A 22324-nucleotide genomic window follows, 5' to 3' on the forward strand; every position below is an offset into this window, starting at 1 on the left:
TTCGATCAAGGCATGCGCCGCCGATCAAGCCGATCGGCGGATCAATCCCCTGAGCGGACCGAACTCCCCACTCATGAACACGTCCGGGACAACTGATCGGTTCCCTTGCGCAAGGGGCGCCCGCGGCGCGAAACGCCGCGGACGCCCCTGGGAGGAGACGGGCCGGATCAGCCGTACTGCGCGCGCAGCCTCTCGTGCACCGAGGCGCCCGCCCCGGTGTGGTCCAGGCCGAGCAGCGCGGCCCCGAGCACCGGTGGCTCGGTCACCACCCGGACCACCGCCTTCGGGGCACGTACGGCGAGGAGTTCGGCGATCCTGCCGTCCAGCTGCGGGTGACGGGCCGCCAGGACTCCGCCGCCCAGCACCACCGGCGCTTCCTCGTCCAGCAGATCGAGCCTGCCCAGTGCGACCGAAGCCATCACGACGACCTCCTCCGCCAGCCGGTCCACCAGCGCGCCGGCCACCGGGTCACCGGCCGCCGCGGTCGCGAAGAGCACCGGAGCCAGTTCGTGCCGCCGTTCGAACTCGATGTGCCCCAGATGCAGCGCCTCGATCAGCGCGTACATCGAGCCGAGCCCGAAGTGTCCGGGCAGTGTCCGGGCCAGCTCGGTCGGCTCACCGCGGCCGTCCTCGGCCCGCGCGGCGAACCACATCGCGTCCTCGGCCAGCCCCGCGCCGCCGCCCCAGTCGCCGGATATCCGGCCTATGGCCGGAAAGCGCGCGGTCCGCCCGTCCGGCACCATGCCGACACAGTTGATCCCCGCGCCGCAGACCACGGCCACCCCCCGCGGCTCGTCCACCCCCGCGCGCAGGATCGCGAAGGTGTCGTTGCGCACCTCGACCGTGGCGCCCCAGCCACGCGCCCCCAGCGCCCCGGCCAACTGCTCCTCCTCCACCGGGAGGTCGGCGTTGGCGAGACAGGCCGACACATGCGTGACGGCACCGGCCGGCACGCCGGACAGCTCCAGCGCCTGTGCGACGGCCGTGCCGAGAACGTCGACGGCCGCCTCGATCCCGACGGCCGGCGGCTGGAAGCCACCGCCGCGGGCCGTCGCCAGCACTGCTCCGTCCGCACCGATCAGGGCCACATCGGTCTTGCTGTTCCCCGCGTCGATCGCGAGGACCGAAGCGTTCACGCCCACGCCAGGTGCTCCCGGTTGTGCGCGAGGAGCTTGTCCGTGAGCGCCTCGGCGTACTCGAACTGGCCGATCAGCGGATGCGCGAGCAGCGCCTTGAACACCCGGTCCCGACCGCCGCGCAGCGCGGCTTCCAGGGCGAGGTCCTCGTACGCCGTCACGTTGGCGATCAGACCGGCGTACAGCGGGTCCAGCTCCGGTACGGCGAGCGGTGCGGCGCCCGTCCCGTCGACCCTGGCCTGCACCTCGATCACCGCGTCGTCCGGCAGGAACGGCAGCGTCCCCTTGTTGTACGTGTTGACCACCTGCACCGGGCTGCCGCCCGAGCCGAGCAGCGAGGACGCCAGGTCGACGGCCGCCTCCGAGTAGAAGGCGCCGCCGCGCTTGGCGAGCAGCGCGGGCTTCTCGTCCAGCGCCGGGTCGCCGTACATGGCGAGGAGTTCCTTCTCCATCGCGGCCACCTCGGCCGCCCGGGACGGCTTGGTGCCGAGTTCCCGTACGACCTCGTCGTGCGCGTAGAAGTAGCGCAGGTAGTACGAGGGGACGACGCCGAGCCGGTCGACGATCGCGCGCGGCATGCGCAGATCGCCCGCGATGGTGTCGCCGTGCTCGGCGAGCAGCCTCGGCAGGACGTTCTCGCCGTCCGGGCCGCCGAGGCGGACACCGAGCTCCCAGGTCAGGTGGTTGAGCCCGACGTGGTCGAGATGCACCTCGGCGGGCGTGACGTCGAGGAGCCGGGCGAACTTCCGCTGGAAGCCGATCGCCACGTTGCACAGGCCGACGGCCTTGTGCCCGGCCTGGAGCAGCGCCCGGGTGACGATGCCGACCGGGTTGGTGAAGTCGATGATCCAGGCGTTCGGATTGGTGCGGCGGACCCGCTCGGCGATGTCCAGGACGACCGGGACGGTGCGCAGCGCCTTGGCGAGACCGCCGGCCCCGGTGGTCTCCTGGCCGACGCAGCCGCACTCCAGCGGCCAGGTCTCGTCCTGGTTGCGGGCGGCCTGGCCGCCGACGCGCAGCTGGAGCAGGACGGCGTCGGCGTCGGCGACGCCCGCGTCGAGGTCCGAGGTGGTGACGATCCGCCCCGGGTGGCCCTGCTTGGCGAAGATCCGCCGGGCGAGGCCGCCGACGAGTTCGAGGCGGTCGGCCGCCGGATCGACGAGCACGAGCTCCTCGATGGGCAGCGTGTCCCGCAGCCGGGCGAAGCCGTCGATCAGTTCAGGTGTGTAGGTGGACCCGCCACCAACTACTGCGAGCTTCATAGGTCAGCCCTTTACTCCGGTCAGTGTGACGCCCTCGACGAAAGCCTTCTGGGCGAAGAAGAAGACGAGGATCACGGGGGCCATGACCAGTACGGTCGCGGCCATGGTCAGGTTCCAGTCGGTGTGGTGTGCGCCCTTGAAGGATTCCAGGCCGTAACTGAGCGTCCAGGCGGCCGGGTTCTCGGAGGCGTAGATCTGCGGGCCGAAGTAGTCGTTCCAGGCGTAGAAGAACTGGAAGAGGGCGACAGCGGCGATGCCCGGCCTGGCCATCGGTACGACGACCTTCATCAGCGTGCGGAACTCACCGCAGCCGTCGACCTTCGCCGCGTCGAGGTACTCGTTCGGGATGGTCAGCAGGAACTGGCGCAGCAGGAAGATGGAGAACGCGTCGCCGAAGGCCATCGGGATGATCAGCGGCCAGAGCGTGCCGGACATGTCCATCTGCTTCGCCCAGAACAGATACATCGGGATGACGACGACCTGCGGCGGCAGCATCATCATCGAGATGACGAGCATCAGCGACAGATGCCGCCCCCGGAAGCGGAACTTGGCGAGCGCGTACGCCACGGGCAGCGACGACACGACGGTGAGTACCGTGCCGAGCCCCGCGTACAGCAGGGTGTTCTTCCACCAGGTCAGAAAGCCCGGGGTGTCGAACACCTTCTTGTAGTTGCTCCACTCGAAGGGGTGCGGCCACAGATCGCGGGTCAGCGCCTGCTGGTCGCTCATCAGCGAGGTGAGCAGCAGGAAGACGAACGGCAGCACGAAGAAGAGTGCGGCCGCGACGCCGAGCGCGTGCACGGCGATCCAGTTCAGCAGCGCCTTGCGGCGTGCCGTGCGCTCGGCCGGGGTGGCCGGTTCGGTCGCCCGGTCGGCGGCCTTCAGGGTGTCGAGAGCCTGCGCCACGTCACTCACCTGCCTGGATCAGCCCGCTGCGGCGCCGCATCAGCAGTGCGGTGAACGCCATGGCGAGGACGAAGAGAACGAGCGCGATCACACAGGCCGAGCCGTAGTCGAAGCGCTGGAAGCCGAGGTTGTAGACGAGCTGCGGAAGCGTCAGTGTCGACTTGTCGGGATAACCCGGCTCGAACTGCTGCCCGGATCCGCCCATCACGCCCGAGGCGACCTTCCCCGCCACGAGTGGCTGGGTGTAGTACTGCATCGTCTGGATGATCCCGGTGACCACGGCGAACATCACGATCGGCGAGATGTTCGGCAGGGTGACGAAGCGGAATCGCTGGAACGAGGACGCCCCGTCCAGCTCCGCCGCCTCGTACTGCTCCTTCGGTACGTCCAGCAGCGCGGCCATGAAGATCACCATCAGGTCGCCCACACCCCACACCGCGAGCGCGGTCAGCGCCGGCTTGGACCAGGTGGCGTCGGTGAACCAGCCCGGCGTGGGCAGCCCCAGATCGCCGAGGATCGAATTGACCGGACCCGTCCCCGGGTTGAGCAGGAAGACGAAGCCGAGGGTGGCCGCGACCGGCGGCGCCAGATACGGCAGGTAGAACAGGGTGCGGAAGACCCCGGTACCTGTCTTGATCTTGGTGATCAGCAGCCCGACACCGAGGCCGAACACCACCCGGCAGGACACCATGACCACGACCAGCCAGAGGGTGTTGCGCAGCGCGGGCCAGAACAGCGGGTAGTCGTGGAAGACGAACGACCAGTTCTTCAGACCGCTGAACTCCGGGGCCGCGAAACCGTCGTAGCTGGTGAAGGAGAAATAGAGCGTGGAGATCAGCGGGTAGGCGAAGAAGACGCAGAACCCGATCAGCCACGGCGACATGAAGGCCGCCGTTCGCAGCGCCGACCGGCGGCGCTTCGAACGCAGTGTGTATGTGCTCATCGCGGCTCTACTTCGCCTGTGCGATCGCCGCGTCGATTTCCTCGGCGGTCTTCTCCAGACCGGCCTCGATGTCCTTCTGCTTGCCCTTCTCGATGTCGAATCCGAGGTTCTGCAGGGACACCAGGTACGCGCCGCCGTTCACGGAGGGCGGGGTGGTGGTGCTGTTCGGGTTCGCGGCGATGTCCAGGAACGTCTTGAACCGCGGGTCGTACTTCAGCTTCGGCGACTTCAGCGCCTCCAGCGTGGACGGCACGTTGTGAATGGCGTTGGCGAAGCCGACCACCGCGTCGGTGTCGGTCGTCATGTACTTCACCAGCTCCCACGCCGCGTTCTGCTTCTGAGAGGTGGCGGCGATGCCGGCGATGGTGCCGGTCAGATAACCCCTGCCGTAGGTGTCGGCCTGGTCGTCGGCGACGGGCATCGGGGCGACCCCGATCTCGAACTTCGGCTTGGTCTCCTCGGCCATCCCGAGCCGCCACTCGCCGTCCAGCTGCATGGCCACCTGGCCGGTGTGGAACGGGTGCTTGGCGCCCCACTCGTCACCGAACGCCGTGCGGTAGTTCTCCAGCTTCTCGTAGCCGCCCAGGTCGTCGACCAGCTTCTTCTGGGCGGCGAGCATGGTGGCGAACGCCGGGTCCTCGGCGATGTTGGACTTGCCGTCCGCGTCGAAGTACTTCGGGTCCCAGCTGCCGAGGTAGTGCTCGGTCGTCGACTCGTAGCCGTGGTAGTTCGGCATGAAGCCGAGCTGCTCGTACGAGTCGCCCTTGGTCTTCGTCAGCTTCTTGGCGTCCTTGGCGAACTCCGACCAGGTCTTCGGCGGGCCGCTGATGCCGGCCGCCTCGAACGCGTCCTTGTTGTAGTAGAGGCCGTACGCGTCACCGAGCAACGGCACGGTGCAGCGCACCCCGTCGAACTGCGTGTACTCGTTCATGGCCTTCGGGAAGGTCTTGTCCGGGTCGATCCCGTCCTTCTTCAGGAAGGGGTTCAGATCGACGAACGCCTTCGACGAGCAGAACTTGCCGACATTGTTCGTGGTGAACGACGAGACGACGTCCGGGGCGTTCGAACCGCCCGCCCGCAGCGCCTGGTTGATCTTGTCGTCGGTCATGTTGCCGACGATCTTCACATGGATGTTGGGGTGCGCCTTCGTGAACGCGTCGACCGTGGCCTTGATCCCGGCGACCTCGTTCGGGGCACTCCAGCCGTGCCAGAAATTGATGGTCGTCTCCTTGGAGGCGTCATCATGGGCACCGGAGTTGCTCTGGCCCGTACAGGCGGAGGCGAACAGCGATAGCGCGGCGGTCGCGGCGAGCGCGGCGGCCGACTTCCGGCGGTTTCCGGACATGGCGGTGTCTCCCGATGAAGGTGGGGAAGGAACAGGGCGAGAGGGAAGGAAGCGGTGGGCAAGAGGGTCAGCGCGAGGTGTCGAAGACTTCGTCACGGGTGGTGGCGAGCGCGCTCTCCAGCGCGCCGCGCAGTACGGGGCGGTGCGTCACCTCACCGGTGATCAGCCGCGGCCGGGAGGCGGCCAGTTCGACGAGTTCCGACTCGACCCGCCCGCGCAGCTGCTCCCCGCCGGCCGCGAGCAACTCGCCGGACAGCACGACGAGTTCCGGGTCCAGCACGGCGATCATGGAGGCGAGGCCGGTCGCGAGTCCGGTGGCGAACCGATCCAGCAGCCGGGGGTACGGGCCGTCCTCGCCCGACTCCGCGGCCTCGGCGGCCCGGGTGACGAGCCGGGCCGCGACCTCGTGATGCGTGCCCGAGGCCCGGCTCAGCTCGTCGTCGATGCCGAGCTCCCGCGCCAGCCGGGACAGCACCTGGGCCCCCGCCAGCTCCTGGAACCCGCCCGCGTTCACCTTGGTGACCTGGCGGACCAGCGGGGCTCCCGGCACCGGGAGGAAGCCGACCTCGCCGGCGCCACCGGTGAAGCCGCGGTGCAGCCGCCCGTTGATGACGAGGGCGGCGCCGAGCCCCTCCTCGTTCCACAGCAGGACGAAGTCGTCGTGCCCGCGCGCCGCGCCGCGCCGTTGTTCGGCCACCGCGACCAGGTTCACGTCGTTCTCGTACTCGACCGGCATCGGCAGGAAGGCCGCCAGCTCGTCCAGCAGGGTGGGGGAGTGCCAGCCGGGCAGGTGCGAGGCGTAGCGCAGCCGCCCGGTGCCGGGGTCGAAGGCGCCCGGAGTGCCGATGACGACCCGGTGCACATCGGAGCGGGTGAGCCCGGCGTCCTTGACCGCCCCGTCCAGCGCGTCCGCCACCTGCCGCACCACGGAGTCGGCGCGCCGGCCCGGGGTGCGCAGCTCGAACTCCCCGACCGTCTCTCCGGTCACATCGGCGACGGCGGCCACGATCCGCCGGGCGCTGACATCCAGCCCCGCGACATGGGCGGCCCGCGCGTTCACCGCGTACAGCTGGGCATTGGGCCCCGGCCGCCCCGCCACGGTCCCGGTCGCGACGACCAGTCCGGCCGCCTCCAGCCGCGCCAGCAGTTGCGACGCGGTGGGCTTGGAGAGCCCCGTCAGCTTCCCGATCCTGGTCCGGGACAGGGGCCCGTGCTCCAGCAGCAGATCGAGGGCGGCCCGGTCGTTCATGGCGCGCAGAACGCGGGGGGTGCCCGGTGTGGTTCCGGCCATGAGCACTGCACCTGCCCTCTGTTAGGAAAGTTTCCTATTCGGTGAGAGGACGGTATGCGCACGTCACCGGGCCGTCAATGGGCAGCGCTCCGGTGGCTACCAAAGCGTTACCTGGGGCGCCTGCGGAACACGGGGGTTCTTGCCGGTGCCTTCCCGATCAGGGTATGGGGGAACGCAGTTGCGGTCACGCCGTCCCGCTCACGGACATACGTGTGAGGGGCGCCCCGCAGACTTCGCGGGGCGCCCCTCACACGCCCGGCCGGACGCGCGCCGCCCGGCCGGGCGGTCTTACTTCGAGAGGTTCGGCGGGGGGATCGGAGCCGTGGCCAGGGACTGCGGGGAGGTCGCCGAGGCGTACGCGGACGGGGCCGCCATCGAGGCCGTCGGGTCGGCCGCGGAAGGCGCGTCCGCCGGGGCCGGGACGCCGCCGACCATCCGGATGCCCGCCTCGTCGAAGGCCCGCTTGATCCGCCAGCGCAACTCGCGCTCCACGCCGAGTGCCTTGCCCGGCATCGTCTTCGCGGTCAGCCGGACCGTCATCGAGTCCAGGAGCACCGAGTCCAGGCCCAGGATCTCCACGGGGCCCCACAGCCGCTCGTTCCACGGGTCCTCCTTGGCCATCGCCGCGGCGGCCCCGTCGATGACCGCACGGACCTTGTCGAGGTCCTCCGTGGGGCGCACCGTCACATCGACGCCCGCCGTCGACCAGCCCTGGCTGAGGTTGCCGATCCGCTTCACCTCGCCGTTGCGGACGTACCAGATCTCGCCGTTGTCGCCGCGCAGCTTGGTGACCCGCAGACCGACCTCGATGACCTCGCCGGCGGCGACGCCCGCGTCGACGGTGTCGCCCACGCCGTACTGGTCCTCCAGGATCATGAAGACACCGGAGAGGAAGTCGGTGACCAGGTTGCGGGCACCGAAACCGAGCGCCACACCGGCCACACCGGCGGAGGCGAGCAGCGGGGCCAGATTGATCTGGAACGCGCCGAGGATCATCAGGGCGGCCGTGCCGAGGATCAGGAACGACGCGACGGAGCGGAGTACGGAACCGATCGCCTCGGAGCGCTGACGACGGCGTTCCGCATTGACCAGCAGTCCGCCCAGCGCGGTGCCCTCCACCGCCTGGGCGCTGCGGTTCATCCGGTCGATGAGCTTGGTGAGGGCACGGCGGATCGCGATGCGCAACATGACCGCGACCGCGGCGATGAGCACGATGCGCAGACCGGTGCTCAGCCAGATGGACCAGTTCTCCTCCACCCAGCCCGCGGCGTTGCCGGCCTGCTCGGCGGCCTCGTCCAACGAGGTCCCGGCCCCGGGGGACGGAGTTGCGGCCAACAGGGCGGACAAGGACACGGTGGAACCTCCAGGTGGACGACGGCGGACCAACCACACTAACGGGGCATCGGGAGTGCTCCGTTGCCGTGAGCAAGGGGACAGACACGTCCAGGAAGGGTGAAACGGGAGCCGGGAAGAGGGAGGGGGGCGGGGTCCGTACGGGTGGCGTGTGGCCGATCGCACACCTGGCCGGGGCCGCCCCGGCCGGGGGCCGGAAGCGCCTGTTCCACCGGGCAGGGGCGGTGTCGGTCGCGGCGAGCGGGGAAAAATCCTTCCGGCCCGTTACCCGCACGTGGTGGCGCTTCGACCAGGCGTGAGTAGAAACTGAGATCGGATCGTCCCGGCGCGAGCCACGCGCCGCCGGCGTACAAGGAGGCATCCACCGTGCCGCATGTCCTGGTTCTCAACGCGTCGTACGAGCCGCTCGGCGTCGTACCGCTCCGCCGCGCGCTCGTCCTCGTGCTCGAAAACAAGGCCATCTGTCTTGAGGAGTCGGGCGCCTTCATGCACAGTGCCACCCGGGTCGTACCGGCCCCCAGCGTCGTCCGCCTGAAGCGGTTCGTACGGGTCCCCTACCGGGGGCCCGTCCCACTGACCCGCAGGGCGCTGTTCGCCCGGGACGGGGGGCGCTGCATGTACTGCGGCGCCACCGCGACCAGCGTCGACCACGTCATTCCGCGCAGTCGCGGCGGACAGCACGCCTGGGACAACGTGGTGGCGGCCTGCCGCCGCTGCAATCACGTCAAGGCCGACCGGCACCTGCCGGAGCTCGGCTGGCGGCTGCACCAGCAGCCCGCCCCGCCGACGGGCCTCGCCTGGCGCATCATCGGGACGGGACATCGCGACCCGCGCTGGTTGCCGTACTTGCAACCCTTCGGCGCGGACGACGCCATGGCCCGGATCGACGGCATCTCAGCCTGAGGGATCCGGGCCTCTGTCGTCCCCGGGGCCGTACCGGGGCCTTCGGGGACGGCCGTGCCGGCCGGAGGCCTCCGGGGACGGCGGAGGCGCGCCGCAGGGGCGTCACTCCGTCGCGGCGACGGCGTACGCCTGGACCGACCAGAGGGAGTAGCCGAACTCGGTGGCCCGGTCGTCGCCCTGGATCCTGAGGTAGCGGGTGTCCTTCGCGTCCATCCGGACCGACTCGCGCCCGCCCCGTCCGTCGCGCACGGTCGCCGCCGTGCGCCAGTTGCGGCCGTCCGCGGAGACCTGGACGCGGTAGCGGGAGGCGTACGCGTCCTGCCAGTGCAGTACCACCTGGCCGAGCCGGACCGGCCGCGGCAGCTCCGCCTGCCACCACGCGCCGTCCTCGGCCGGTGAGGACCAGCGCGTCGCCGGATCGTCGTCGGAGGCGGCCGACGCCGGGAAGTCCGGGGTCTCGTCGCCGGACGAGGACGCGGTGGCGGTGCGCACCAGATCGGGGCCCGCCGTGCGCGGGTACGCGCGGACGGTGAGCGTGCTGCGCTCGTCGCCGAAGCTGAACGGCACCTCGTACTCACCGGCCGGGGTGCCCGCGGGGACCGTGATCTCGACGGGAACGTCGGTGCGGGACCCACGCGGCACCCTGGTCTGCTTCGGCACGCTCACCTCGATGCCCTCGGGCGCCCGCGCGGTGAGCTTGCCGCGCACCTCGGCGGGGCGCCGGGCGGCCAGCCGCGCCTCGACCCGCTGCGGTGCGCCACCGATCACGGCGTCCGTCTCCTCGCGCGCCAGGTCGAGCCGGGCGGCGGGCTCGTCGCCGAACCACGGCACGAGCGCGCGCACCCGCGGGGTCCGGGCCGACGCGTTCCCGGGAGCGCCGCTTCCCGTCCGGCTGCCCGGGACGAACGGGCCCGTGACCACCGACGGCGTGGACGGGCCGCCCACGGGCCAGCTGATCCGGATCGCGTCGGCGCGCAGCCCCCCGGCCGGCGTCTGGGTCCAGCCGGTCGCCGACAAGGTGCCGAGGCGGCGCCAGCCCTCGCCGGGCACATGGGCCTCCAGCGTCGCACCGGCCACCGAGCCGCCGGGCGCGGTCATCGCCGTCACGGTCTCCACCGGGCGCGACCGGTTCAGCCGGACCGTATGGCTGCCCGGGGCCTCGGTCACCGTACCGACGCCGCGGTCCGCGCCCGTCCAGGCGTCCGCCTCCTTGCGCACCCGGTCCAGGAACGGGCCCAGCACGCCCTCGCCGACCGTCGCACCGCTCGCCTTCGTGGCCCCGTGCAGTGGCTCCAGCGCCAGCGAGGCCCGCCACGCGGCGGCCCCGTCACCGCGCGACTGGGCCTCCAGCAGATCGACGGCCAGTGCGCCCGCCCGGCCGTACCGGGACAACTGCTCCGTCCACGGGCGCACCTCGTCGTCGAGGCGGCCGTCGCCCACTGCCCTCAGCCGCTGCGGGGTCTCCCGCATCACGGTGAAGGCCTCGCGCAGCGCGCGCGCCGCACCGGCCCGCGCCGTGGCGTCGGCGGTCGTACGGGACTTCCAGAACGCGGCCAGCAGCGGCCGCAGATACGCCGACTCGTCGCCGCCCAGGACGGACCCCGCGCTGTTCCCGGCCAGCGCGCGCAGCGCGTCCCCGGTGCGGGCGTCGCCGCCCGCCAGATCGTCGATCGCCGCCTGCCAGGATTCCCGCGGCCGGTAGCCCTGAGGGTTCCAGGCGAAGTCGGCGGCGGTGAACAGCGGAATGCGGGACGCGGACGACTGCTCCATCGCATTGGCCAGCAACGCCGCGGAACCCGCCGCCACCGCCGGGTCCCGGCCGGTGTAGGGGCCGAGGAAGATGCGGTCCTGCGCGTAGTCGTTGACCGGGTAGTTGTCCATCGTGACCAGCGGGTGCCGGAACGCGGCACGGGCACCGGCCAGTTCCGCGCCGGTGATGGTCCGCGGCACGACCCCGACACCGGTCCAGGCGATCTGGACCCGGTCGTCCAGCTCCTCGGCGAGCGCCGTGCGGTAGTCGGTCGCCCCGTCCTGGTAGAACTCCGTCGGCATCACCGACAGCGGCTGCGCCCCCGGATGACGGTCCGCGAGATGCCGCGCCACCGCGCTCGCGACCCGCGCCTGTGCGCGGGCCGCCGCCTCGGGGCCGCTGCCGAAGGCGTCGGCGTCGCCGTCGCAGTGCCACTCGCTGTAGCTGACGTCCTGGAACTGCAGCTGGAAGGCGCGCACCCCCAGTGCCCACATCGCGTCGAGCTTCCGCGTCAGCGCCTTCACGTCGGCGTCGGACGACATGCACATGGCCTGTCCGGGGGCGACGGCCCAGCCGAGCGTCACATGTTCGGCGCGGGCCCGCTCGGCCAGCGCCCGGAAGTCGGCGCGCCGGTCGGCGGGGTACGGGTCGCGCCAGCGGGCCTGCCGGTACGGGTCGTCGCCCGCCGCGTACAGATACCTGTTCTGCTTCGTACGCCCCATGAAGCCGATCTGCGCCAGCCGTTCCGCCCGGGTCCACGGCTGCCCGTAGAAGCCCTCGGTCATCCCGCGGACGGCGGTGCCGGGCCAGTCCCTGACGGTGACCCCGGCGAAGCCCCCGTCCCGGATGAGCTGACGCAGCGTCTGCACACCGTGGAAGAGGCCGTCCTCGCCGACGCCCTCCACGGCGACGGTGTCCCGGCCCGCCGACCGGCCGACCGCGAGGCGGTAGCCGCCGGAGGGCAGATCCCCGCGCTCGGGAGCGCGCAGCGTGCGCAGGACGTCCCGGGCGCCGTCGCCGTCGAGCCGGACGACCGGGCCGCGGCCCGGCAACGCCTCGTGGACGGTCCGTACGCCCGCGTCCCGCAGGACCTGCCGCAGCGCGTCCACGGCGTACGGATCGGCGTGCGCGTCGGCCACGAGCGTGACCTCGTCGGCCAGCGGCACGGACGGGCCGGAGGCCTTGATGGACCGGGGGCGGGGCCACACCGGGGGAACGGCGCCGTCGTCGGCACGGTCGGGCGTGGTGACGGTGGGGGAGCCGGGCGCCGACGGGGCCGCGACGGCGGCCGGAGTGCCCGTGGAGAGCAGACCGCCGAGTACGGCGACCGCGACGGCCGTTGCCTGCTTTCCGCGCCTGAGCCGCATCGCTCTTCTCCCTCGCTTCCCTCGCACGGGCTCCGAGCCCACCACCCGCGCGCGAGGGTGTCAATGCGGGTGGTTGTTGTGCCGCAAATGCCCGATGCGGCAGGTGGGGTGAGGGGCGGGCCGAGAACCGGCGGCGACGCCAAGGACGACGCCGAATGGCCGAAAAGAGCGGACAACTTGCGGAGAACCGGCCGCCGGGGAACGGAATGTGACCCAGAGCACGTTGAACTCGTTGTGGTAACGCCTACGTCTGCGGTCGAGCCCGCTGGGTAGGCGCGCTGTGTCCTGTTCCGCCACGGCCAGGAGGCCGCCATGCCCGCTGCCGCGCAGCTCCTGCTCTCCGCCCTCTCCAAACAGGTGTCCGGCCCCACCCCGCTGCCCGCCGCCTTCCCGGGCCCCGCGACCGGCCCCGGCCCGCTGACGAGCGAGCCGCCGCTCGCCGACGCGATACCTCTCACCAGCGAGCCGCCGCTCGCCGACGCCACGCCGCTGACCAGCGAACCTCCTCTCGCCGTCAACGCCCCACTGACCAGCGAACCGGCCTCGTCCGGCACCGCGTGGGGCATGGAGTCCCCAGGAGTCTGAATGGGCCTGTCCCGGCTCGCCGCACTGCACGGCGTCGCCACTTCCTACTCCCCGTCCGCCGATGTCACGGTGACCGTCGCCGACGACACGGTCGTCGCCGTGCTCGCCGCGCTCGGGGTGGACGCCGCCACGCCCGAAGCCGTACGGGAATCACTCGCCGTCGCCGAGTCCTCGGCCGCGGCCCGGCTGCTTCCGCCGACGCTGGTGGTGTGGACCGGGGAGCCGCTGCCCCGGGCGCTGACCGCCCTGCCGCCCGGTACCACGCTGCACGTCGGACTGGAGGACGCCGGATCGCCCCCGATCCCGCGGATGAGTGTCCGGCCGGACCGACCGGAACCGGCCGTTTCGCGACGGGCCGCCGCCGACGCGGGGGCAGGCAGGGGCACGGGCGGGAACACGGCAGCGGACGTGGGTGTCGGGCCGGGCGCGGATTCCGGCGCCGGCGCGGGCGAAGTGTCGGGTGCGGGTGCGTCCCCGACCCCCGCCTGGTGGGTCGAACCACCTTTCGGGGTCCACCGGTTGGGCGTAGGCGTACCGGACGGCCGGAGCGCGAGCTGCACGCTCGTCGTCGCCCCGTCCCGGGTGCCGCAGCCGCCCGCCCGCAGCCACGGATTCCTCGTCCAGCTCTACTCCCTGCTCTCCGCCCGCTCCTGGGGCATGGGGGACCTCGGGGACCTCGCGGATCTCGCGGCCTGGTCCGGGCGGGCGCTCGGCGCCGGATTCGTCCAGGTCAACCCGCTCCACGCCGCCGTGCTCGGCGATCCCACCGATCCGTCCCCGTACCGCCCGTCGTCGCGGCGCTTCCCCGACCCCGTCCATCTGCACGTCGAGTCCGTCCCCGAGTACGGGCACGTGCCGGACCGGGGCGCGCTCGACGATCTGCGGCAGGACGCGGTGGCCCTCGGCGACACCGTTCTGAACAAGGGCGCCCTGATCGACCGGGACGCCGTCTGGGAGCTCAAGCGCCAGGCCCTCGAACTCGTGGTGGACGTGCCCCTCACACCGGGCCGCCGCGCCGCGTACTGCGACTTCCTGGCCGAGCAGGGACAGGCCCTGGAGGACCACGCCCTGTGGTGCGCCCTCGCGGAGGTGCACGGCTCCGACTGGCACAGCTGGCCGGCCGCGCTCCGCGACCCCCGCTCCCGGGCGACCGCCCGCGCCCGCCGCGAGCTGATGGACCGGGTCGACTTCCACTGCCGGCTCGCCTGGCTGACCGACAGCCAGCTGGCCGCCGCCCAGCGCGCCGCCCTGGACGCCGGAATGGCCGTCGGCATCGTCCACGACCTCGCCGTCGGAGTGCACCCCGGCGGCGCCGACGCCTGGGCGCAGCAGGACGCCCTCGCGCAGGGCATGTCCGTCGGCGCACCCCCGGACGCCTTCAACGCCCACGGTCAGGACTGGGGCCTGCCGCCCTGGCGCCCCGACGCCCTCGCCGCGTCCGGCTACGCCCCTTACCGCGGGCTGCTGCGCGGACTCCTCGCCCACGCGGGCGCCCTGCGCATCGACCACGTCATGGGCCTGTTCCGGCTCTGGTGGGTGCCCGAAGGGCGCCCGCCCACCGAGGGCACCTATGTCGGTCACGACGCGGAGGCGATGCTCGCCGTCCTCGTCCTGGAGGCGCACCGGGCCGGCGCGGTCGTCATGGGGGAGGACCTCGGCACCGTGGAACCGGGGGTGCGCGAGGCGCTGGCGCGGCGCGGCGTGCTCGGCACCTCCGTGCTCTGGTTCGAACGGGACTGGGCGGGCTCCGGGCGTCCCCTGCCCCCCGAGGAGTGGCGCGAGGGCTGCCTGGCCACCGTCACCACGCACGATCTGCCGTCCACCGCCGCCCGGCTGACCGGCGACCACGTGAGACTGCGCCACCGCCTCGGCCTGCTCGCCGGCGGCCTCGCGGAGGAAGCGACGGCCGACGCGACCGACACCGCCGAGTGGCTGGGGTATCTCGCCCGGCTCGGTCTGCTTCCGGAGGGGGAGGGCGACGAGGAGGGTGCCGTCCGCGCCGTGCACCGCTTCCTGCTGCGCACCCCCGCCCGCATGGTCGGGGTCTGGCTTCCCGACGCGCTCGGCGACCGCCGCCCGCAGAATCTCCCCGGCACCTGGGACCAGTACCCCAACTGGCGTCTGCCCGTGGCCGACGCGGAGGGCCACCCCGTCACCCTGGAGGAGCTGGCCGTCGCACCCCGTCTCCACCGACTGATGGATGTCCTCGCGCCCCGCGAGGCGCCCCCGGGGTCCCGACCGGAACCCCGCCCGTGACCTCGTACAGCACCCCGGGCGCGCGTCCGTTCCGGGCGCGCGCTACGTTTGCACCGTGGACAAGAAGAACGCTATGCGCGCCGGCGCCGTCGCGGCCGGAACGACGCTGATGATGCTGCTCATGTCATCCCCCGCGCTCGCGCTCACCCGCGACGCCGGTGACGACCCCGGTCCGGGCCTGAGCGTGATGCAGACCATCGGTCTGTACGTCGTGGCCCCCATCGCTTTGTTCGTGATCATCGCCGGCCTGGTCATGGTCCTCGACAAGTCCAGGAAGCAGGCCTGAGGGCAGTCCCTCAGGAGGACGCCGGAGACGCGAGCCGGGCTCGCGCCGCACTTCGGCACGCCCCGGGCACCGGGGCTCCTCCCATGTGCGCCGCAGGTACCCCCTACCGTGCGGCGCACAGGCATGTCCGGCCCCGGACGCCCCGTTCCGGGGGCCGGTAGGTTGCGGCCATGATCGAGTGGGACATCAAGAAGCTCCGTATCCTCCGCACCCTGCGTGACCGGGGCACGGTCACCGCGACCGCGCAGGCTCTGCTGATGACCCCGTCCGCGGTCTCGCAGCAGCTGTCCAACCTGTCGGGGCAGCTCGGCGTACCGCTGCTGGAGGCGCAGGGCCGGCGGGTCCGTCTCACCGACGCCGCTCATCTCGTGCTGCGGCACGCCGAAGCCGTCTTCGCCCAGCTGGAGCGCGCCGACGCCGAACTGGCCGGCTACCTGCGCGGCGAGGCCGGAGAGGTACGGATCGGGGCGTTCTCCACGGCGGTGCCCGCCCTCGTCGTGCCCGCGATCCAGCGGCTGCGCGCCGAGGAACGCCCGGGGCCGGACGTACGGGTGCGGGAGGCGGAGGCCGCGCAGGCGTACGAACTCCTGGTCGCCGGTGAGGTGGATCTCGCGCTGTCCCTCGCCGCCCACGCCCCGACGGCCCGCGATCCCCGGTTCGCCGTGCTGCCCCTGCTGGCGGATCCGCTGGACGTGGCGCTGCCCGCGGATCACCACCTCGCCGCGGCCCCCGCCCTCCGGCTGGCGGACCTCTCCGGCGACCCCTGGATCTACGGCGGCTCCGGACCCTGGTCGCAGATCACGACGGCCGCCTGCGAGGCCGCCGGATTCGTACCGGAGCAGGCGCACAGCGCCTCCGGCTGGACGGCGATCCTGGCCATGGTCGAGGCGGGCATGGGAGTCGCCCTGATCCCGCGCATGGCGTCGGCGGAACGGCAGGGCCGGGGCGGCGTGGTGATGCGCGCCCTCGAAGCCGATCAGCCGCGACGCCATGTGGTGGCGGCCGTACGGCAGGGGGCCGAGCAGGGGCCGGCGGCGGCCCGAGTCCTGGCCGCGCTCACCGAAACAGCCAAATCATTCAGCTCCACTGAATAAACAATGCAAAAACTTTCGATGGACCTGATGGGTTGTTCCCCGCGACAGTGGACCCATGACCTTCGACGAGAACGAGAACCAGCAGGAGAACCCCCACGCCAACGACGCGGCCCCGTACGGCGGTGGTGACCCGTACGCCGACTACCGCACCACCGACCTCCCCTTCACCGAACTCGTCGACCTCGCCGACCGGCGGCTCGGCGCGGGCGTGATCGCCGCCAACGACGAGTTCTTCGCCGAGCGCGAGAACCTCCTCGTCCGGGAGCGCGCGGTCTTCGACCCCGAGCACTTCGGTCACAAGGGCAAGATCATGGACGGCTGGGAGACCCGCCGCCGACGCGGCGCGGACGCGGCCCACCCCTTCCCGGCCCCCGAGGAGCACGACTGGGCCCTGATCCGTCTCGGCGCCCCCGGCATCATCCGCGGCATCGTCGTCGACACCGCCCACTTCCGCGGCAACTACCCGCAGCGCGTCTCGATCCAGGCCACGGCGGTCGAAGGTTCGCCGAGCCCCGCCGAACTCCTCGCGGACGACGTGAAGTGGGAGGAGATCGTTCCGCCGACCCCGGTACGCGGCCACGCCGCCAACGGCTTCGAGATCACCGGCGGTCGCCGCTACACCCACGTCCGCCTCTGCCAGCACCCCGACGGCGGCATCGCCCGCCTCCGCGTCCACGGCGAGGTCCTCCCCGACCCGTCCTGGCTCGCCACCCTCGGCACGTTCGACCTGCTCTCGGTCCTGAACGGCGGCAGTTACGAGGACGCCTCCGACCGCTTCTACTCCTCGCCGACCCAGATCATCCTGCCCGGCACCTCCCGCAAGATGGACGACGGCTGGGAGAACCGCCGCCGCCGGGTCCGCGACACGAACGACTGGGTCCGCTTCCGCCTCCCCGCCCAGGGCGCGGTCCGCGCGGTCGAGATCGACACGGCCTACCTCAAGGGCAACGCGGCCGGTTGGATCGCCCTCCAGGGCCGCAACGGCGAGACCGGCGAGTGGTTCGAGATCATCCCCCGCACCAGGCTCCAGCCCGACACCCTCCACCGCTTCCCCCTGCGCGCCCAGGCGATCGTCACCCACGTCCGCCTCGACGCCTTCCCGGACGGCGGAGTCGCCCGGATGCGCCTGCACGGAAGCCTGACGGAGACGGGCGCCGCCGAGCTGACCCGGCGCTACGAGGAGGCGGGCGCGTAACGGCCCGGTGCCCTTCTCCTCCCCGCATCCCCTTCTGCCCCGCCCGTCGGACGGTTGCGCATCGGCGCCCGCCCGACGGGCGGTTTCCACACGTGCCCACGAGGCGACCGACGAAAAAGGGGCGGGTACGGTGCCCGGCCCCGTCGGCCGCGCACCGTACCCGCCCCGGCAGTCCGGAGCCCCGGCCTACGCGGCCGCCGCCGCGTCCGCCGCCTGGGCCTTCAGGGCACGCTCCACGCCCGCGCGCGACTCGGACATCAGGCGGCGCAGGGCCGCGGTCGGCCCGGCCGAGGACAGCCAGGCGTCCGTGGCGTCCAGGGTGGCCTGCGAGACCTGGAGGGCCGGGTACAGGCCCACGGCGATCTGCTGCGCCATCTCGTGGCTGCGTGACTCCCAGACGCCCTTGACCGCCGCGAAGAACTTCTCCGTGTACGGGGCCAGCAGCTCGCGCTGGTCGGTCTGGACGAAGCCGGCGATGACCGCCTCCTGGAGGGAGTTCGGCAGCTTGTCGGACTCGACGACCGAGGCCCACGCCTCCGCCTTCGCCTCCTCCGTGGGACGCGCCGCTCGGGCGGTCGCCGCGTGGCGCTCGCCCGCCGCCGTCCTGTCGCGCTCGTACTCGGCGGCGATCTCGTCCTCTTCGAGCAGACCGGCCGCCGCGAGCCGCTCCACGAACGCCCAGCGCAGCTCCGTGTCGACGGCCAGGCCCTCGACCGTCTCCTTGCCGTCGAGCAACGACTGCAGCAGGTCCGTCTGCTGCGGGGTGCGGGCCGTCGCCGCGAAGGCGCGGGCCCAGGCCAGCTGGTGGTCGCTGCCCGGCTCCGCCGCGCGCAGGTGCGCGAGCGTGGCCTCGGTCCACTGCGTCAGCCCGGCCTCGCGCCACTCCGGCGCCGCGTACAGGTCCAGCGCCAGCTTCACCTGGCGGTGCAGCGACTGGACGACGCCGATGTCCGACTCCTTGCCGATGCCGGAGAGCACCAGGGAGAGGTACTCGCGGGTCGCCAGTTCGCCGTCGCGGGTCATGTCCCAGGCGGAGGCCCAGCACAGGGCGCGCGGCAGGGACTCGGTGAAGTCGCCGAGGTGCTCGGTGACGACACGCAGCGACTCCTCGTCGAGACGGACCTTCGCGTACGAGAGGTCGTCGTCGTTGAGCAGGATCACGGCGGGGCGGGCGGTACCGGCCGGGAACGGAACGGTGGTGCGCGCGCCGTCGACGTCCAGCTCGATCCGGTTCGTACGGACCAGCTTGCCGTTCGCGTCGAGGTCGTAGCAGCCGATCGCGATGCGGTGGGGCCGCAGCGTCGGCTCGCCCTTCGCGCCGGCGGGGAGGGCCGGGGCCTCCTGGAGGACGGTGAAGGACGTGACGTGGCCGTTCTCGTCCGTCTCGACCTCCGGGCGCAGGATGTTGATGCCCGCCGTCTCCAGCCACGCCTTCGACCAGGTCTTCAGGTCGCGGCCGGAGGTCTCCTCCAGCGCGCCCAGCAGATCGGACAGCCGGGTGTTGCCGAACGCGTGCGCCTTGAAGTACGCCTGGACGCCCTTGAAGAACTCGTCCATGCCGACGTACGCCACGAGCTGCTTCAGGACCGAGGCGCCCTTGGCGTAGGTGATCCCGTCGAAGTTGACCAGCACGTCGTCCAGGTCACGGATGTCGGCCATGATCGGATGCGTGGAGGGCAGCTGGTCCTGGCGGTAGGCCCAGGTCTTCTCGGTGTTGGCGAACGTGGTCCACGCGTTCGGCCACTTCGAGCCCTGCGCGTACGCCTGGCAGGCGACCGAGGTGTACGTGGCGAACGACTCGTTCAGCCACAGGTCGTTCCACCACTCCATGGTGACGAGGTCGCCGAACCACATGTGCGCCAGCTCGTGCAGGATGGTCTCCGCACGGCGCTCGTACGCCGCGTCCGTCACCTTCGAACGGAAGACGTACTGGTCGCGGATGGTGACCGCGCCCGCGTTCTCCATCGCGCCGGCGTTGAACTCCGGGACGAACAGCTGGTCGTACTTGGTGAAGGGGTAGTCGTAGTCGAACTTCTCCTGGAACCAGTCGAAGCCCTGCCGCGTGACGTCGAAGATCTCGTCCGCGTCGAGGTACTCGGCCAGTGACGGGCGGCAGTAGATGCCGAGCGGAACGGACCGGCCGTCCTTCTCGTAGCTGCTGTGCACCGAGTGGTACGGGCCGACGATCAGCGCGGTGATGTACGTCGAGATGCGCGGCGTCGGCTCGAAGGTCCAGACGTCGTCCCGCGGCTCGGGCGTCGGGGAGTTCGAGATGACCGTCCAGCCCTGCGGCGCCTTCACGGTGAACTGGAACGTCGCCTTGAGGTCGGGCTGCTCGAAGCTCGCGAACACGCGGCGCGCGTCCGGCACCTCGAACTGGGTGTAGAGGTACGCCTGCTGGTCGACCGGATCGACGAAGCGGTGCAGGCCCTCACCCGTGTTGGTGTACGAGCAGTCGGCGACGACCTTCAGCTCGTTGGAGCCCGCGGCCAGGTGCGGGAGCGCGATGCGCGAGTCGCGGAAGACGGCTGCGACATCCAGCGCCCTGCCGTTCAGCTCGACCTCGTGCACGGCCGGGGCGACCAGGTCGATGAAGGTCTCCGCACCGGCTTCGGCGGAGTCGAAGCGCACGGTGGTGACGGACCGGTAGGTCCCGCCCTCCTGCGCTCCGGAGAGGTCGAGATCGATCTCGTACGCGTCCACGGTCAGCAGGCGCGCCCGCTCCTGTGCCTCTTCGCGGGTCAGATTGGTGCCAGGCACGCGGTCATCTCCTTGGTGTGTGACGTTTCCGGTCATCCTTCCATGCGACCTGCGCGCAGCGCGATGTCCGTTTTCCGCCGGACCGTTCCTGCGCGGCGGGCCACGCTCGACGCATGACCACTTACGAGGCACGCCCGATCGACCCGGCCACGCTCAAGGAGCTCCGCGACACCGACGACGCGGGCCGTCCCTGCGCTCCGTACACCGCCACCGACAGCGGCCACCCGCTGCGCTGCTGCCTGCGCGGGAACGAGGCGGGGGAGCGGATCGCCCTCGTCTCGTACGCCCCGCTGCGCCGCTGGGCGTCCGAGACGTGGGCGAGGCCGGGGGCGTACGACGAGCAGGGGCCGGTCTTCATCCACGCCGAGGAGTGCGCGGGGCCCGCGGCCGACCGGGCCGGATATCCGTTCTCCCGGGCGGGGGCGCTGCGTACCGTCCGGCGCTACGACGCCGACGGCCACATCGTCGGCGGCCGGCTGCTGGAGATCCCGGCCGACGAGGAGCGGGGGTACGACGAGGCCTTCGACGAGGCCTTCGCCGATCCGGAGGTGGCGCTGGTGCACGTCAGGGCCGTGGAGTACGGCTGCCTGCACTTCGAGGTCCGCCGCCCCTGACGGCCTCGATCACGGCGACAGGAGCAGCGGGGCCCGGGAAACGCCCGGCCCCGCTCCTCGCCGGATGGGCCGAACGGGTCAGCCGTTCAGCTCGGCCGCCACCAGCTCCGCGATCTGTACCGCGTTCAGCGCCGCGCCCTTGCGCAGGTTGTCGTTGGAGACGAAGAGCGCGAGACCGTTCTCCACGGTCTCGTCGACCCGGATCCGGCCGACGAACGAGGCGTCCTTGCCGGCCGCCTGCAGCGGGGTGGGGATCTCGGAGATCTCGACGCCCGGCGCGTCCTTCAGCAGCTCGTAGGCGCGCTCGACGCTGACCGGACGGGCGAAACGGGCGTTGACCTGGAGCGAGTGGCCGGTGAAGACCGGCACCCGGACACACGTGCCGGACACCTTGAGCTCCGGGATCTCCAGGATCTTGCGGGACTCGTTGCGGAGCTTCTGCTCCTCGTCCGTCTCGAAGGAGCCGTCGTCGACGATCGAGCCGGCCAGCGGCAGCACGTTGAAGGCGATCGGACGCTTGTAGACGCCCGGCTCGGGGAAGTCGACGGCCTCGCCGTCGTGAGTGAGCCTGTCGGCTTCGGTGACGACCTTGGACGCCTGGCCGTGGAGCTCGGCGACACCGGCCAGACCGGAGCCGGACACCGCCTGGTAGGTGGCGACGGTCAGTGCCTGGAGACCGGCCTCGTCGTGCAGTGGACGCAGCACGGGCATGGCGGCCATCGTGGTGCAGTTCGGGTTGGCGATGATGCCCTTGGGGCGGTTCGCGATCGCGTGCGCGTTGACCTCGGAGACGACCAGCGGGACCTCGGGGTCCTTGCGCCAGGCGGAGGAGTTGTCGATCACGACGGCGCCCTGCGAGGCCACCTTCTCGGCGAGCGCCTTCGAGGTCGCGCCACCGGCCGAGAACAGTACGATGTCCAGCCCGGTGTAATCGGCCGTCGAGGCGTCCTCGACGGTGATCTCCCGGCCCTGCCACTCGATCGTGGAGCCCGCGGAACGCGCGGAGGCGAACAGCCGCAGTTCGTCGGCCGGGAACTTCCGCTCGGCCAGGGTCCTGCGCATGACTGTGCCGACCTGACCGGTGGCACCGACGATTCCGACCTTCACAGGGACTCCTTCGAACGTACGAACTGGCACGGTTGCCGCTCCATGATGCGTATGTCCACGGCTTCCTTGTCCAATCCATTGTCCGCGCTGCGGACACCTCCCGCCCGGCCGGGCGGGCAGAGCAGTGGGGCGGGCGCTCCACCGAGCACCCGCCCCACTGTCGTACGGATC

At 71.8% G+C, this 22324-nt stretch carries 17 protein-coding genes; 7 read left to right on the forward strand and 10 right to left on the reverse strand.

What is annotated here, in order from left to right:
- Positions 1–167: 167 nt before the first annotated feature.
- The 7 genes from ACIRP2_RS02145 to ACIRP2_RS02175 all read right to left on the reverse strand — a co-directional run bounded on the left by ACIRP2_RS02145 (position 168) and on the right by ACIRP2_RS02175 (position 8236).
- The gene (locus ACIRP2_RS02145) at positions 168–1142 is read right to left on the reverse strand and encodes an N-acetylglucosamine kinase (protein ID WP_404245627.1); all 975 of its coding nucleotides are present in this window, start codon (positions 1140–1142) and stop codon (positions 168–170) included.
- Complete coding sequence (locus tag ACIRP2_RS02150) at positions 1133–2398, reverse strand: 6-phospho-beta-glucosidase (protein ID WP_404245629.1); 1266 nt, start codon at positions 2396–2398, stop codon at positions 1133–1135. The genes ACIRP2_RS02145 and ACIRP2_RS02150 overlap by 10 nt, the downstream gene beginning before the upstream one ends.
- A 3-nt stretch (positions 2399–2401) precedes the next feature.
- Positions 2402–3304, reverse strand: coding sequence for a carbohydrate ABC transporter permease (locus ACIRP2_RS02155; protein WP_404245631.1), 903 nt, complete (start codon positions 3302–3304; stop codon positions 2402–2404).
- A gap of 1 nt (position 3305) precedes the next feature.
- Entirely contained in the window at positions 3306–4247 is a 942-nt protein-coding gene (locus tag ACIRP2_RS02160; protein ID WP_404245633.1) for a carbohydrate ABC transporter permease, read from the reverse strand.
- 7 nt (positions 4248–4254) lie between these two features.
- On the reverse strand, positions 4255–5592 hold the full coding sequence (locus ACIRP2_RS02165; protein ID WP_404245635.1) for an ABC transporter substrate-binding protein: 1338 nt from the start codon (positions 5590–5592) through the stop codon (positions 4255–4257).
- Positions 5593–5659: 67 nt separating this feature from the next.
- Positions 5660–6883, reverse strand: coding sequence for an ROK family protein (locus ACIRP2_RS02170; protein WP_404245637.1), 1224 nt, complete (start codon positions 6881–6883; stop codon positions 5660–5662).
- A 288-nt stretch (positions 6884–7171) separates the two neighbouring features.
- Entirely contained in the window at positions 7172–8236 is a 1065-nt protein-coding gene (locus ACIRP2_RS02175) for a mechanosensitive ion channel family protein (RefSeq protein WP_404245639.1), read from the reverse strand.
- A 366-nt stretch (positions 8237–8602) separates the two neighbouring features.
- Here ACIRP2_RS02175 and ACIRP2_RS02180 point away from each other — a divergent pair, with 366 nt between their 5' ends.
- Entirely contained in the window at positions 8603–9139 is a 537-nt protein-coding gene (locus tag ACIRP2_RS02180) for an HNH endonuclease (RefSeq protein WP_402280777.1), read from the forward strand.
- A gap of 102 nt (positions 9140–9241) precedes the next feature.
- Here the strand turns inward: ACIRP2_RS02180 and ACIRP2_RS02185 are convergent, their stop codons facing one another.
- Positions 9242–12256 carry a beta-N-acetylglucosaminidase domain-containing protein gene (locus ACIRP2_RS02185; protein WP_404245641.1) on the reverse strand — a complete coding sequence of 1005 codons (3015 nt, stop codon included), beginning with the start codon at positions 12254–12256 and terminating at the stop codon, positions 9242–9244.
- Between the two features lie 312 nt (positions 12257–12568).
- On the opposite strand from ACIRP2_RS02185, the gene ACIRP2_RS02190 reads away from it, so the two are divergent.
- The 5 genes from ACIRP2_RS02190 (at position 12569) to alc (ending at position 17672) form a co-directional block, all read left to right on the forward strand.
- On the forward strand, positions 12569–12841 hold the full coding sequence (locus ACIRP2_RS02190; protein ID WP_404245643.1) for a hypothetical protein: 273 nt from the start codon (positions 12569–12571) through the stop codon (positions 12839–12841).
- Complete coding sequence (malQ, locus tag ACIRP2_RS02195; RefSeq protein WP_404245645.1) at positions 12842–15097, forward strand: 4-alpha-glucanotransferase; 2256 nt, start codon at positions 12842–12844, stop codon at positions 15095–15097.
- Between the two features lie 55 nt (positions 15098–15152).
- Complete coding sequence (locus ACIRP2_RS02200; RefSeq protein ID WP_404245647.1) at positions 15153–15383, forward strand: hypothetical protein; 231 nt, start codon at positions 15153–15155, stop codon at positions 15381–15383.
- A 170-nt stretch (positions 15384–15553) separates the two neighbouring features.
- Positions 15554–16477, forward strand: coding sequence for a LysR family transcriptional regulator (locus tag ACIRP2_RS02205; protein WP_404245649.1), 924 nt, complete (start codon positions 15554–15556; stop codon positions 16475–16477).
- 55 nt (positions 16478–16532) lie between these two features.
- The gene (gene alc, locus ACIRP2_RS02210; RefSeq protein ID WP_404245651.1) at positions 16533–17672 is read left to right on the forward strand and encodes an allantoicase; all 1140 of its coding nucleotides are present in this window, start codon (positions 16533–16535) and stop codon (positions 17670–17672) included.
- A 186-nt stretch (positions 17673–17858) separates the two neighbouring features.
- Here the strand turns inward: alc and pepN are convergent, their stop codons facing one another.
- Positions 17859–20432: an aminopeptidase N gene (gene pepN, locus ACIRP2_RS02215; RefSeq protein WP_404245653.1), complete on the reverse strand. Its 2574-nt coding sequence runs from the start codon at positions 20430–20432 to the stop codon at positions 17859–17861.
- 113 nt (positions 20433–20545) lie between these two features.
- Between pepN and ACIRP2_RS02220 the strand changes: the two genes are divergently transcribed.
- Positions 20546–21046, forward strand: a complete 501-nt coding sequence (locus ACIRP2_RS02220; protein ID WP_404245655.1) for a DUF1203 domain-containing protein — start codon at positions 20546–20548, stop codon at positions 21044–21046.
- A 78-nt stretch (positions 21047–21124) separates the two neighbouring features.
- Here the strand turns inward: ACIRP2_RS02220 and ACIRP2_RS02225 are convergent, their stop codons facing one another.
- Positions 21125–22153 carry an aspartate-semialdehyde dehydrogenase gene (locus ACIRP2_RS02225; RefSeq protein ID WP_404245657.1) on the reverse strand — a complete coding sequence of 343 codons (1029 nt, stop codon included), beginning with the start codon at positions 22151–22153 and terminating at the stop codon, positions 21125–21127.
- Positions 22154–22324 lie beyond the last annotated feature (171 nt).

It is taken from the genome of Streptomyces sp. NPDC101194 (assembly GCF_044767885.1).
Taxonomy (GTDB): domain Bacteria; phylum Actinomycetota; class Actinomycetes; order Streptomycetales; family Streptomycetaceae; genus Streptomyces.

Coding starts and splice junctions, on each gene's coding strand:
- ACIRP2_RS02150 (WP_404245629.1), bottom strand. CDS start 2,398: ATGAAGCTCGCAGTAGTTGGTGGCGGGTCCACCTACACACCTGAACTG.
- ACIRP2_RS02205 (WP_404245649.1), top strand. CDS start 15,554: ATGATCGAGTGGGACATCAAGAAGCTCCGTATCCTCCGCACCCTGCGT.
- ACIRP2_RS02185 (WP_404245641.1), bottom strand. CDS start 12,256: ATGCGGCTCAGGCGCGGAAAGCAGGCAACGGCCGTCGCGGTCGCCGTA.
- alc (WP_404245651.1), top strand. CDS start 16,533: ATGACCTTCGACGAGAACGAGAACCAGCAGGAGAACCCCCACGCCAAC.
- ACIRP2_RS02170 (WP_404245637.1), bottom strand. CDS start 6,883: ATGGCCGGAACCACACCGGGCACCCCCCGCGTTCTGCGCGCCATGAAC.
- malQ (WP_404245645.1), top strand. CDS start 12,842: ATGGGCCTGTCCCGGCTCGCCGCACTGCACGGCGTCGCCACTTCCTAC.
- ACIRP2_RS02165 (WP_404245635.1), bottom strand. CDS start 5,592: ATGTCCGGAAACCGCCGGAAGTCGGCCGCCGCGCTCGCCGCGACCGCC.
- ACIRP2_RS02160 (WP_404245633.1), bottom strand. CDS start 4,247: ATGAGCACATACACACTGCGTTCGAAGCGCCGCCGGTCGGCGCTGCGA.
- ACIRP2_RS02220 (WP_404245655.1), top strand. CDS start 20,546: ATGACCACTTACGAGGCACGCCCGATCGACCCGGCCACGCTCAAGGAG.
- ACIRP2_RS02190 (WP_404245643.1), top strand. CDS start 12,569: ATGCCCGCTGCCGCGCAGCTCCTGCTCTCCGCCCTCTCCAAACAGGTG.